Origin of the sequence: Pseudomonas sp. B21-051 (assembly GCF_024748795.1) — a bacterium.
Lineage (GTDB): Bacteria > Pseudomonadota > Gammaproteobacteria > Pseudomonadales > Pseudomonadaceae > Aquipseudomonas > Aquipseudomonas putida_A.
The window spans coordinates 4,666,691-4,679,434 of record NZ_CP087166.1 but is presented as its reverse complement, the minus strand read 5'-3'; the positions used below and the strand labels follow the sequence as shown (position 1 = coordinate 4,679,434).

Here is a 12,744-nt window from a genome sequence, read left to right as displayed (position 1 = left end):
TCTTGCTGTTATTTGGCGCCATGCTCGCGCCCGCGCAGCAGGTTGTTCGGCATCGCAATCGCCGCCGCCAGCCCCAGCAGCGACACCGCCGTACTCACCCACAGCAGATGCCGGAACGTCACCGAAAGCTCGGCGCGCAAGGCGTTCTGTGCATCACCCGGTGCGGCGTTCAAACCGTCGAGCAGCACATTGCCCGAATGACCTTCGCTGAGCAGCGAGTTGCTCGCCAAGTGGGCAAAACTTGAATCCTGCAACAAGGCCAGCAACAACGCCGACATCAACGCTACACCCACCGCGCCACCCAGTGAACGGAACAGGTTGGTGGTGCTGGTGGCGACGCCGATGTCGCGTTGTTCCACCGAGTTCTGCGTACCGACCAGCGACGTCGGGAACTGCATGCCGCCGGCAATCCCGCTGAGCAGCATGAACACGCCACTGAGCAACGTCGCTTCCGGTGGACTGAAGGCCATGCCGAGAATCGACAGCGGCATCAGGATCGCGCCGGTCAGAATCTGCGGTTTGTAGCGCCCGGTGATCGACGTGCGCCGGCCGGCGAAATAGGCACCGATCGGCAAGCCCATGGCCAGCGGTAACAGGTGCAGCGCGGCACTATCGGCCCCGGCGCCGGTGACACTCTGAAAGCGCAGCGGCATCAACACGATCAGCGAGATCGCCTGAAAACTGGTGAAGAAAATCGTGCACCAGCACAGCAACGCGTTGCGGTTGGTGAACAGGTGCATCGGCAGCAGCGGCTCGCGCGCCCGACGTTCATGCCAGACGAATACCGCCAACACCAGCACCGCACAGGCGAACAAACCGAGCACTTCGCTGCTGCGCCACGAATGGCCCTGACCGACCTGAGTGATGGCCAGCAGCAAGGCGGTCAAACCGATGATCATCAACAGCGTGCCGAGGTAGTCGATGATCGGTTTGCGCTGCGGAATCGGCAGCCCGCGCAGGTTGCGATTGGCAACCCACCAAGCGCCCAGCCCCAGTGGCAGATTGATCAGGAATACCCAGCGCCACGACAGGTATTCGGTCATGTAGCCGCCGAGCACCGGCCCGGCGACGCTGGCCACCGCGTACATGCTGCTGAAGTAACCCTGATAGCGCCCGCGTTCGCGCGGCGGGACGATGTCGCCGATGATCGCCTGACTCACCGAGATCATTCCGCCGGCGCCGATACCCTGGAGAATCCGCGCCAGCACCAGTTGTTCCATGCTTTGCGCCATGCCGCAGAACAGCGAGGCGAGGGTGAACAGGCCCATGCCGAACAGCATCAGTTTGCGTCGCCCGTACAAATCTCCGAGCTTGCCGTAGATCGGCACCGCCACGGTCATTGCCACCATGTACCCGGAAATCACCCAGGCGAGCAGGCTGACGTCCTTGAACTGTGCGGAGATGGCGGGCATCGAGACGGCGACGATGGTCTGGTCCAGCGCGCCGAGAAAAATCGCCATCATCAACGCGACCAGCACGCTGCGAATGGCCGGTTTGGGTGTTTCAGGCTGGTGAAGATTGGTCACGGGCGAAACCTGCGGGCAGTGAGAGTCCCGCAGTTCGTCAGGCGAGCGGGGATGCTCGCCAGTGTAAGTCGATAGCAGGCTATTCGATAGCCTCGTACGGAAGTCCGACGTAATTTTCTGCAATGGTTTTTCGACCGGCTTCTGAACTGACAAAGTAGTCCAGTTCCGAGGCGCTGATGCGCTGGCTGAAATCATCATGCTCGTCGAAACGGTGCAGCATCGAGGTCATCCACCAGGAAAACCGTTCGGCTTTCCATACCCGGCGCAGGCAGATTTCCGAGTATTTCTCCAGCAGATCGGTGCGCCCTTCGCGATAAACCTTCAGCAGAATGTTGAACAACGTGCTGACATCGCTGGCGGCCAGGTTCAGGCCCTTGGCGCCGGTGGGCGGCACAATGTGCGCAGCATCGCCGAGCAGAAACATCCTCCCGTACTGCATCGGCTCGACGACAAAACTGCGCAGCGGCGCGATGCTTTTTTCAATCGACGGGCCAGTCACCAGTTTCTCGGCAAGCGCGGCAGGCAGACGTGTTTTCAGCTCAGCCCAAAAGCGCTCATCGGACCAGTCGGCGACGTTCTCCTCGGCCGGGACCTGCAGGTAATAACGGGTGCGGGTGGCCGAACGCATGCTGCACAGAGCGAAGCCGCGTTCGTGACGGGCGTAGACCAGTTCTTCGTGCACCGGCGGGGTGTCGGCGAGAATCCCCAGCCAGCCGAACGGATAGACCCGTTCGAAAATCTTCAGGCAGTCCTCGGGAATCGACTGCCGGGCCACGCCATGAAAGCCGTCGCAACCGGCAATGTAATCGCAATCGACGCGCCAGGTTTCGCCGTCCTTTTCGAAGGTGACAAAAGCCTCGTCGCTTTTCATGCCGTGAGGAACGACGTGGCTCACTTCATAAAACGACAGTGCGCCGGCCTCCCGACGAGCGGCCATCAGGTCGCGCGTGACTTCGGTCTGACCGTAAACCATGACGGTTTTGCCGCCGGTCAAACCCTGCAGATCGATGTGTGCCAGACGCCCATCCAGTGCCAGATCGAAGCCGGCGTGCACCAGCCCTTCGGCATCCATGCGCGCGCCTACGCCGGCCTGGCGCAACAGCTCTACCATGCCTTGTTCAAGCACGCCGGCGCGAATTCGTCCGAGGACATAGTCGGGTGTCTGGCGTTCGAGAATCAGGGTGTCGATGCCGGCGTTGTGCAGCAACTGACCGATGAGCAATCCGGACGGACCGGCGCCAATGATGGCGACTTGGGTTTTCAGCGTTTTCATTGTTTTTATGACTCGCAAGCTTCACGCGACAGGCGCCGGTGAATGATTTTTATGGATCGAGTGCTTGCATTTTTCCCTTGCGGGTCTGTCAATTGAAGGTGAAAACTGAGCCGATACCTGTACATTCTGCCAATCGGTGCGATTATCGCCCGCAACCTCGAGGCCTGGATTGAAGTGATGAACAAGCCTGCCCTGCCTTCGATTCCGGTGTTCAAGCTCTACGGTGAAAGCCTGGACTGGCCGACCCCTGACTTGCTGCACTGTGAAACCATTTCCAAACGCAGCCGCGAACATCAATGGGAAATCAAACCCCACCGCCACGCCGATTTGTGCCAGTTGCTCTTCGTCTTCAAAGGTCAGGCAGAGCTTGAAATCGAAGGTCAACGCACGCAGCTCAACCAACCCGCCATACAAGTCCTGCCACCGTTGTCGGTGCATGGCTTTCGTTTTTCCGAGGACGTCGAAGGATTCGTCGTCACCCTCGCCAATCCGCTGATCAATCACCTGCAGGCGCAACTGGGCAATTCGGTGCACGCACTGGCCCAGGCCGAGCACTACCCGGCGGGCAAGGATGCGCAGTACCTGAACAGTCTGTTTTCCGCGTTGCAGGGCGAATACAACGGCCATCAGCCGGCGCGGGAAATGCTCATGCATTCGCTGGTCAGCGTGATCATGGTCTGGGTCAGCCGGCAGGCGCTCGTGCGCCATAACGCCAGCCAGCGGCCGCAACGCCAGCGCGAGTACCTCAACGGGTTCATTCAATTGGTGGAGGAGACGTACCGCCAGCATGTGAAGGTCGAAGATCTCGCCCATCGTCTGGGGATTTCGGTGTCACACCTCAACGGCACCTGCCGCGAACTGGCAGGGCAGCCAGCGCTGCAGATCATGCACGAACGCCAGTTGCTGGAAGCCAAACGTTTGCTGACCTACACCAGCATGACCATTTACGAGATGTCGGAGTTGTTGGGGTTTTCCGATCCGACCAACTTCACGCGCCTGTTCCGGCGCAGGGTGGGGATTTCGCCAAAGGCCTTTCGTGACCGGCTGAAGGCCGAACAGTAATCTTGTAAACGCTGCAAATCCTGTGGGAGCGAGCCTGCTCGCGAAGGCGGTTTTTCATTCAGCATTATTGTTGGCTGACACACCGCTTTCGCGAGCAGGCTCGCTCCCACAGGATCGCATTCCAGCTCAGATCATTCAGCGCAATGCGTTAAGCGTCGCATTGTGCGGAATGCAGCGCTCGAAATTGCAGCTGGCGTATTCGCGCGGCAGTTGTCGCAGTTGCTCGACCCGCCAGGCCGCGGTGCCGTACAGCGCCAGCGTGGCGGCGCAGGTGATGAAAATCGCGAAGTACCTTCTTGTTCTGATGTTCATGGCGTTGACCTCTGAACGCATACCCTGCGGTATTACTTTCAGCATAGAACAAGATCAAAAGATCGCAGCCTGTGGCAGCTCCTACAGGGTTATGGGTAGGAGCTGCCGCAGGCTGCGATCTTTTGCTTTTCTACAACCCCACATCCCACTCTGGATTCTCGGGAAACCGCTGCACCAGAAAGTCCAGCATGCTGCGCAGCGCCGCCGGCATATGCTTGCGTGAGGCGTACACCGCGTAGATGTTCATCTGCCGCGGCTCGGCATCCGGCAGCAGGCGCACCAGTTCACCGGCATGCACATGCACCCCGGCCTGATAGGTCGGCAGCATCGCCACGCCGGCACCGGCCAGGGTGGCGCGCAATAGTGTGCTGGCCTCGTTGGCGCTGATGTTGCCCTGCACCGGCACCGACACCGGCTCACCGTCCTCCTCGAAATGCCACAGGCTCTTGCCGAAATACGAGTGCGTCAGGCAGTTGTGCCGGCTCAGGTCCTCGACCCGCTGCGGTGGCGGGTTATCGCGCAAATAAGCCGGTGCGGCGCAGACCACGGAGCGGCACACGGTCAGGCGCCGGGCGATCAGGTTCGGGTCCAGGTCATTGCTGGTGCGGATCGCCAGATCGATGCGCTCATCCACCAGATTCACCGTGCGGTCGAGCATCTGCAGGTCGATGCTGACCCCGGGGTAGCGCTTGACGTACGCCGCCATTGCATCGGCCAGTTGCGCCTGACCGAACGACGTACTGACACTGATGCGCAGCAGTCCGCGCGGTGCCTCGTCGGGTTCGCTGACGGCGGCCTGCATGTCGGTCGAGAGTTCGAGCATCTGCCGACAGCGCGGCAGGATTTCGCTGCCGGCGGCAGTCAGGCTCAATTTGCGTGTGGTGCGGTGCATCAGGCGCGCGCCGACCCAGTCTTCCAGCTCCGCCAGATAGCGCGACACCACCGGCCGCGACAGGTCCAGATGATCGGCCGCCGCCGACTGGCTGCCCAGATCCACCACTGTGACAAACACCCGCATTGCTTGAAGACGATCCATGATTTGCCCGCTTTCAGAAACAAACTATGTCCAAGCATCGCATTTTTTGTACCGAGTCAGGCAACTAAGCTCTGTCCCATCGCCAAACACGGCATTCGGACCACGGAGCAACAGATGATCGGCTTCACTACCCTCAAGCGCGTTTTGCTGGCCACCGCCACCCTCGGTTTCGCGGCCCACGCCGCTGCCGCCAACCTGACCCTGGATGTCTACAACCCTGGCACCAAGGCAATCTTCCCGGTGACTTCGGTGCTGGTCAGCGGCGAGAAAGACGCGATTCTGGTCGATGCACAATTCGGCAAGGCCCAGGCCGAGCAGGTGGTGGAGAAGATCCGCGCCAGCGGCAAGCACCTGACCACCATTTACATCAGCCACGGTGACCCGGATTACTACTTCGGCCTCGACACCCTGACCAAGGCCTTCCCCGACGCCGAAGTGCTGGCCTCGCAGCCGACCGTGGATCACATCAACAAAACCGTCGCCGGCAAACTTGCCTTCTGGGGCCCGAAAATGGGCGCTGACGTACCGGCCAAAACCATCGTGCCGGGCGTGCTCAAGGGCGACAGCCTGATGCTCGAAGGGCAGAAGCTGCAGGTGGTCGGTCTTGAAGGCAAACAACCGGATCGCAGCTTCGTGTGGATTCCGTCGCTCAAGGCCGTGGTCGGTGGCGTTGTGGTCGCCGAGAATATTCATGTGTGGATGGCCGATACCCAGACCGCGCAATCCCACGCCGACTGGCTGCAAACCCTGCACTCGATCGAAACCCTGAAGCCGAAAACCGTGGTGCCCGGTCACTACCTGGGCGAGAGCAGTCGCTCTTTGGCCAGCGTGAAATTCACCGCCGACTACATTAAGGCTTTCGACGAAGAAACCGCCAAGGCCAAGGATTCCGCCGCACTGATCAAGGCCATGCAAAACCGCTACCTGAAACTCGGCGAAGAAAGCTCGCTGGAGCTGAGCGCCAAAGTCGCCAAGGGCGAGATGAAGTGGTAACCCGATTGATCTGAAACAGAGGTCGAGAGAACTTGTGTGGCGAGGGAGCTTGCTCCCGCCCGCCTGCGCAGCGGGCGTAAAACCTGCCCATGCGTTGTATCTGAAACAGGCGGGGAGTGCTTCGCCTTCCAGCGGGAGCAAGCTCCCTCGCCACAGGGAATACCGCTTCAAGATTAGATTTATGCCGTCGTTGAAACTCTCAAGCCAACTGGAGAATGTCATGAGCAAGATCGCAATCATTGGTGCCACCGGCCGTGCCGGTAGTCAACTGCTGGAAGAAGCCCTGCGTCGCGGCCATAGCGTCACCGCCATCGCCCGCGATACTTCGAAGATCGGCGCGCGTGCCGGTGTGGTCAGCAAGAATGTCGATGTGCTGGATTCGGTGGCGCTGCAAGCGGCAGTGGCCGGTCACGACGTGGTGATCAGCGCCGCGCATTTCGCCAGCGTACCGGCCAGCGCTCTGGTTGGCCCGGTGAAGCAGGCGGGCGTGAAACGTCTACTGGTGGTCGGTGGTGCCGGTTCGCTGTTGCTGCCGGACGACACCCGAGTGATTGACAGCGCCGGTTTCCCCGCTGAGTACAAAACCGAGGCCAGCGCTGGCGCAGCGTTCCTCGATGCCTTGCGTCAGGAGAAGGATCTGGACTGGACCTTCCTCTCGCCGTCGGCAGAGTTCGTCGAAGGTGAGCGCACCGGCACCTTCCGCGTTGGCAAGGATCATTTGCTGTTCAGTGCTGAAGGTCGCAGCTGGATCACCTTCGCCGACTATGCGATTGCGCTGATTGACGAAGTGGAAACGCCGAAGCATTCGCGTCAGCGGTTTACGGTCGGCTACTGACCTGCAACGCAATCCGTGTAGGAGCTGCCGCAGGCTGCGATCTTTTGATCTTGTTTTTTTAAAATCAAAGTCAAAAGATCGTCCGATCGCGGCCCGAGCCTTCGGCACCTCCTACAGGGGAATGCGTTGATTCAGCGGGTATGGGCTTGTTCCACCAGCCAGATCATCAGTTCCTCCAGCTGCGGCGATGCTTCCCCACCCTGCGGCATCACCACGTAGTAACCCAGCCCCGTCTTCACCTTCAGCTCAAACGGCATCACCAGCCGTCCGGCGCGCAGGTCATCGCCGATCAGCGACCAGTCGCCAATCGCCACACCCGTCCCATGCGACGCCATTGACATCGCCTGATCCAGTGTCTCGAAATGCTGCCCGGTGTTGACGTTGCTCAACTGCAATTCGGCGGCGGTCAGCCACACCGTCCAGTCCTGCGTATCGCGGGTCGGATGCAACAGCAGATGCTGTTGCAGATCGGCCGGTTCGCTCAGCGCCGGCGGGCCTTTCAATAACGCTGGCGAACACACCGGGGTCAGTTGCTCATCGAACAGATGCAGGGCGGTCGAGGAGTTGTCCGGCGGCGTGCCGTAGATCACCGCCGCATCGAATTGCTCACGCTGAAAGTCGACGCCATGGGCCAGCGTGGTGGTCAGTTTGACCGGCACGTCCGGGCGTTCCTTTTGCCATTGCAGCAGGCGCGGCACCAGCCAGCGCATCACGCAGCTGGGCGCCTTGAGCTGCAGAGTCTGGCGCTTGCGACCGATCTGCTCGGTGGCCTCGCTGATCAAACCGAAGATTTTTTCCACCCGGGGCAGCCATTCACGACCTTCGGCGGTCAGCTCCAGGCCTCGCGCCAGACGGATGAACAACTCATACCCCAGATGATCCTCCAGCCCGGCAATCTGCCGGCTCACCGCGCCCTGAGTGATGTGCAACTGCTCGGCGGCCCGGGTGAAGTTGCAGCACTGCGCGGTGATCAGAAACGTGTGCAGGGCGGGCAGGGGAGGCAGTCGTTTCATGTGGATCCAAGGTATGACGTGAGGACATGGCTAGTATGACTTTTAATCGATTGTTGCCGCTACCTGCCGCCCGTTCAATGAGCCCATGTTCAGGTCATGTGGGAGCGAACCTGCTCGCGAAGGCTGTTTCACATTCAGCATTGATGTTGGCTGATCCAGCGCTTTCGCGAGCAGGCTCGCTCCCACAATGGATCTGTGTTTTTAGCTGACAGAAGGGCAATCGACATGGCGACGTGTGGCGAAGTACTGGTCAAGTTACTCGAGGATTACGGGGTCGAGCAGGTGTTCGGCATTCCCGGGGTGCACACCGTGGAGCTGTATCGCGGGCTGGCCCGTTCGAGCATCAACCACGTCACTCCACGGCACGAGCAGGGCGCCGGATTCATGGCTGACGGCTATGCGCGCACCAGCGGCAAACCGGGTGTGTGCTTCATCATCACTGGTCCGGGCATGACCAACATCACCACCGCGATGGGCCAGGCCTACGCCGACTCGATCCCGATGCTGGTAATCTCCAGCGTGCAGACCCGCAGCCAGTTGGGCGGCGGTCGCGGCAAGCTGCATGAGCTGCCGAACCAGAGTGCGCTGGTCGGCGGCGTCGCGGCGTTCTCCCACACCCTGATGTCGGCGGCGGAATTGCCCGGCGTGCTGGCCCGTGCTTTCGCGCTGTTTCAGGCCGGGCGTCCACGTCCGGTGCACATCGAGATTCCGCTGGACGTGCTGGTGGAAGAAGCCGATGAACTGCTCGCCAGCATTCCGGTGCACATCGACCGCGCCGGGGCCGCACCGGCTGCCGTACGGCGCATGACTGAGTTGCTGGCCGGCGCTCAGCGTCCGTTGATCCTCGCCGGTGGCGGCGCGATCGATGCCGCCGCCGAACTCACCGAACTGGCCGAACTGCTCGACGCCCCGGTGGCGCTGACCATCAACGCCAAAGGCATGCTGCCCTCCAGCCATCCGCTGCTGATCGGCTCAACGCAAAGCCTGGTTGCGACCCGCGCACTGGTCGCTGATGCCGACGTGGTGCTGGCGATCGGCACCGAACTGGCCGAAACCGATTACGACGTGACCTTCGCCGGCGGCTTCGAGATTCCCGGCAAGCTGTTGCGCATCGACATCGACGCCGACCAGACCGTGCGCAACTATCCGCCGCACGTGGCCTTGGTCGCCGACTCGCGCAACGCCGCACAAGGGCTGCTCGGCGCACTGTCGCAGCAGGCGCTGGCCGAGCGGCGCAACGATTGGGGCCAGGTGCGGGCAGCGCGTCTGCGTGATGATCTGGCCGCGACCTGGGACGTGCCAACCCTGGCCCAGACACGCTTCCTCGAAACCGTCCTGCACGAATTGCCGGACGCAGTATTCGTCGGCGACTCCACGCAACCGGTGTACACCGGCAACCTCACGTTCAACCCAGAACGTCCACGGCGCTGGTTCAACTCGTCCACCGGTTACGGCACCCTCGGTTACGCCCTGCCGGCGGCGATTGGCGCGTGGCTCGGCGGTAGCGTCGAGGACGGTGCTCGTCCGCCAGTGGTGTGCCTGATCGGCGACGGCGGCTTGCAGTTCACCCTGCCGGAACTGGCCAGCGCGGTCGAAGCGCGCACGCCGGTGATCATTCTGTTGTGGAATAACCAGGGCTACGAAGAGATCAAGAAGTACATGGTCAACCGCGCCATCGAACCGGTCGGCGTCGACATCTACACCCCGGATTTCATCGGTGTGGCCAAGGCCCTGGGCTGCGCCGCCGAAGCGATCAGCTCGGTTGAGCAATTGCGCGGCGCGCTGCGTGCCGCAACTGATCGCCAAGGCCCGACCGTGATCGAAATCGACCAGACCCAATGGATGCAGGCGGTGGCCCGATGATCAATTTCCCAACCACACTCGATGGCCTGTACATCAACGGCCAATGGTCGGCCGGGCGTGAGCATCTGCGGGTGATCAATCCGGCCACCGAAGCGCTGCTGACCACGGTCAATGGCGGCGATGAACGCGCGGTAGATCTGGCCGTCAGCGCCGCCACTGAAGCGTTCAAGCGCTGGTCGAAAACCAGCGGTGCCGAGCGCGCTGCGGTCCTGCGCAACATCGCCAATGGCGTGCGCGACGGTCGCGATCACCTGATGAAATTGCAGTCGAGCAACAACGGCAAACCGCAATTCGAAGCGGCGATCGACGTCGATGATGTGATCGCCACTTTCGAGTATTACGCCGAATTGGCCGAAGGCCTCGACGCACAACTCGACAGCAACGTGGCGCTGCCCAGCGATGACTTCAGCGCGCGTCTGCGTCGTGAACCGTGCGGTGTGGTCGGGCTGATCGTGCCGTGGAATTTCCCGATGGTCACCACCGCATGGAAACTCGCGCCGGCGCTGGCCGCCGGTTGCTGCGTGGTACTCAAACCGTCGGAAGTCACGCCGCTGCCGGAGCTGGAACTGGCGGCGATCATCGCTGAGTCCGGTCTGCCCAATGGCGTATTCAACCTGGTGTGCGGCACTGGTCTGGCGGTCGGTGCGCCGCTGTCGGCGGATCCGCGCATCGCCAAGATATCTTTCACAGGCAGCAACGCCGTCGGTGTGCAAGTGATGCAGCGTGCTGCCGAAACGGTGAAGGGCGTGAGCCTGGAACTGGGTGGCAAATCTTCGTTGCTGGTGCTCGAAGACGCCGATCTGGAACTGGCGGTGGAACTGGCTTGCGGCGGCGGTTTTTTCAACGCCGGGCAAATGTGTTCGGCCACCAGTCGCGTGCTGGTGGCCGATGAGCTGGCCGATGATTTTCTTGAGCGTCTGCAAAAGCGCGCGCAAGCGATTCGCGTGGCCGATCCGTTCGACCCGGACGTGGAGATGGGCGCGCTGGTCAATCAGGCGCAATACCAACGCGTGCTCGGCCACATCGACCGTGGCCTGAGCGCCGGGGCGAAGCTGGTGTGCGGCGGCAATCGTCCGGCGCATCTGCCGCGCGGCTATTTTTTGCAGCCGACGGTGTTCACCGACGTGCCCCTCGACAGTGCGTTGTGGTGTGAAGAGATTTTCGGCCCGGTGCTCTGCGTGCGCAGTTTCAGCAGCGAAGCCGAGGCGATTGCCTTGGCCAACGACAGCCAGTTCGGGCTGGTCGCCAGTGTGGTGACGCGTAACGCCGAGACTGCCGACCGCGTCGCCAACGCCCTGCAGGCGGGGCTGGTGTGGCTTAACGCGCCGCAAGTGATCTTCCCGCAGACGGCGTGGGGCGGCTACAAGCAGAGCAGCATCGGCCGCGAATTGGGGCCGTGGGGCCTGGCCGCGTTTCAGGAAATCAAACACGTGATCCAGGCGCTCTGAACGCCCGAAAAAGGTGAGCGCATGCCTCGCAACGAGGCATGCGTCGGTGTCATGGCTTCGATGAGTTTTTATCGATAGTCAGGTGTATTGCACGACCTCAGGATGAACCCGTCGGCAGCGCTGCAGGCCTTTTAATACAAGGCCTGCAGCGGATCCGGCTGCGCGGATGCAACGGTTGCGACCAACCTCATACTTAAAAGAACAAAGGGAGTCCGTCATGGGCGAGCACGATCTGAACAGGCGTCAATTCATTAAAACCGTCGGCGTCGCCTCGGTAGCGGCGGCGGCCCTGAGCATGCCCTTCATCCGGGCCAGCGCCAGCGACACGCGGTTCGCCGGCAAGACTCTGCGTTTGCTGACCTGGTCGGATGACACCGGCCTCGCCGCACTGCGCAATATCGCCGCCACCTTCGAGGCCAAGACCGGCGCCAAGGTCATTGCCGACCGCACCGGCAGCACCTCGGAAATGGTCGCCAAACTCAAGGCCGGCGGTGACCGTCCGCAGTACGACATCATCACCCTGGCCGGGGTCGGCGCCGAAGGTCTGGCCGCCGCCGGACTGCTGGAAAAGCCCGACCTCAACCGGATTCCCAACCTCATCGACGTACCGGAAAAATACCGCACCGGCGCCAACGGGCACGGCATCGGTTACTTGCTGTGGTGCAACAGTCTGGTCTACAGCACCCGCACCCTCAAACAGGCACCGGACAGTTATGCCGCGCTGTGGGATGCCGATCTGGCGCCGAACATTTTCTTGCCGCCGCCGAACTGGACCGAGGCCATGGACCTGATCATCATCGCCGCGAAACTCGCCGGCGGTGACGAACACAACATCGAACCGGGCTTCAAGAAACTCGCCGAGCTCAAGGATCGTGTGGTGACGTTGGGCGAGAACCCGAACCAGATCGCCGAGCTGTTCCGCACCGGGTCCCTGGACATGGGCGGCTTGTACGCCCCGGCATTTTTCCCCAAGCAGATCCGCGATCCGAACTACGGCCTCGGTGCCACGTTCGGCATGAAGGAAGGTTTTTACACCGACCTGATGCTCTCGGTGATGCCGAAGAACCGGCCGGGCGACACCGACCTGGCCTACGCCTTCATCGACCACTCTCTCGACCCGCTGGTGCAGGGCAAGATGGCCGAAGACATCTTCAACGGCCCGGTCAACGCCAAGGCGATCATCTCCGCCGAAGCGCGCAAGAGCCCGTACATCCTCACCCCGGAGCAGATTGCCGAGAAGGCGATCATGCACGACAACGCCTTCCTGGCGACCGTGCATGACCAATGGATTCGTCGCTATACGGAAATTTTTTCTTCCTGATTTCCGAGGACTGAAAATCTTTTGTGGCGAGGGAGCTTGCTCCCGCTCGGCTGCGAAGCAGC

The 12,744-nt window shown here is 61.6% G+C and carries 11 protein-coding genes; 6 read left to right on the top strand and 5 right to left on the bottom strand.

The features are described 5' to 3' along the window. Positions 1-8: 8 nt before the first annotated feature. Together LOY52_RS20980 and pobA are read right to left on the bottom strand one after the other, a co-directional pair. On the bottom strand, positions 9-1,526 hold the full coding sequence (locus LOY52_RS20980; RefSeq protein WP_258675841.1) for an MDR family MFS transporter: 1,518 nt from the start codon (positions 1,524-1,526) through the stop codon (positions 9-11). A 79-nt stretch (positions 1,527-1,605) separates the two neighbouring features. Further along, entirely contained in the window at positions 1,606-2,799 is a 1,194-nt protein-coding gene (gene pobA / locus LOY52_RS20975) for a 4-hydroxybenzoate 3-monooxygenase (RefSeq protein WP_258675840.1), read from the bottom strand. 177 nt (positions 2,800-2,976) lie between these two features. Between pobA and LOY52_RS20970 the strand changes: the two genes are divergently transcribed. Beyond that, a complete protein-coding gene (locus LOY52_RS20970; RefSeq protein ID WP_258675839.1) occupies positions 2,977-3,861 on the top strand; it encodes a helix-turn-helix domain-containing protein in 885 nt (294 codons plus the stop codon). 135 nt (positions 3,862-3,996) lie between these two features. On the opposite strand, the gene LOY52_RS20965 is transcribed toward LOY52_RS20970, so the two are convergent. Together LOY52_RS20965 and LOY52_RS20960 are read right to left on the bottom strand one after the other, a co-directional pair. Beyond that, positions 3,997-4,173, bottom strand: coding sequence for a hypothetical protein (locus LOY52_RS20965; RefSeq protein WP_007964044.1), 177 nt, complete (start codon positions 4,171-4,173; stop codon positions 3,997-3,999). Between the two features lie 130 nt (positions 4,174-4,303). Then, complete coding sequence (locus tag LOY52_RS20960; protein ID WP_258675838.1) at positions 4,304-5,209, bottom strand: LysR family transcriptional regulator; 906 nt, start codon at positions 5,207-5,209, stop codon at positions 4,304-4,306. 114 nt (positions 5,210-5,323) lie between these two features. Between LOY52_RS20960 and LOY52_RS20955 the strand changes: the two genes are divergently transcribed. Both LOY52_RS20955 and LOY52_RS20950 read left to right on the top strand, forming a co-directional pair. Further along, a complete protein-coding gene (locus LOY52_RS20955) occupies positions 5,324-6,202 on the top strand; it encodes an MBL fold metallo-hydrolase (protein ID WP_258675837.1) in 879 nt (292 codons plus the stop codon). A gap of 220 nt (positions 6,203-6,422) precedes the next feature. Further along, on the top strand, positions 6,423-7,037 hold the full coding sequence (locus LOY52_RS20950) for an NAD(P)-dependent oxidoreductase (protein ID WP_258675836.1): 615 nt from the start codon (positions 6,423-6,425) through the stop codon (positions 7,035-7,037). Positions 7,038-7,168: 131 nt separating this feature from the next. On the opposite strand, the gene LOY52_RS20945 is transcribed toward LOY52_RS20950, so the two are convergent. Next, on the bottom strand, positions 7,169-8,050 hold the full coding sequence (locus LOY52_RS20945; protein ID WP_258675835.1) for a LysR substrate-binding domain-containing protein: 882 nt from the start codon (positions 8,048-8,050) through the stop codon (positions 7,169-7,171). Positions 8,051-8,275: 225 nt separating this feature from the next. Between LOY52_RS20945 and LOY52_RS20940 the strand changes: the two genes are divergently transcribed. The 3 genes from LOY52_RS20940 (at position 8,276) to LOY52_RS20930 (ending at position 12,682) form a co-directional block, all read left to right on the top strand. Then, positions 8,276-9,913: a 5-guanidino-2-oxopentanoate decarboxylase gene (locus LOY52_RS20940; RefSeq protein WP_258675834.1), complete on the top strand. Its 1,638-nt coding sequence runs from the start codon at positions 8,276-8,278 to the stop codon at positions 9,911-9,913. Next, complete coding sequence (locus tag LOY52_RS20935) at positions 9,910-11,361, top strand: aldehyde dehydrogenase family protein (RefSeq protein WP_258675833.1); 1,452 nt, start codon at positions 9,910-9,912, stop codon at positions 11,359-11,361. Before LOY52_RS20940 ends, LOY52_RS20935 begins: the two co-directional genes overlap by 4 nt. A 217-nt stretch (positions 11,362-11,578) precedes the next feature. Then, complete coding sequence (locus tag LOY52_RS20930; RefSeq protein WP_027612490.1) at positions 11,579-12,682, top strand: ABC transporter substrate-binding protein; 1,104 nt, start codon at positions 11,579-11,581, stop codon at positions 12,680-12,682. Positions 12,683-12,744: the final 62 nt, after the last annotated feature.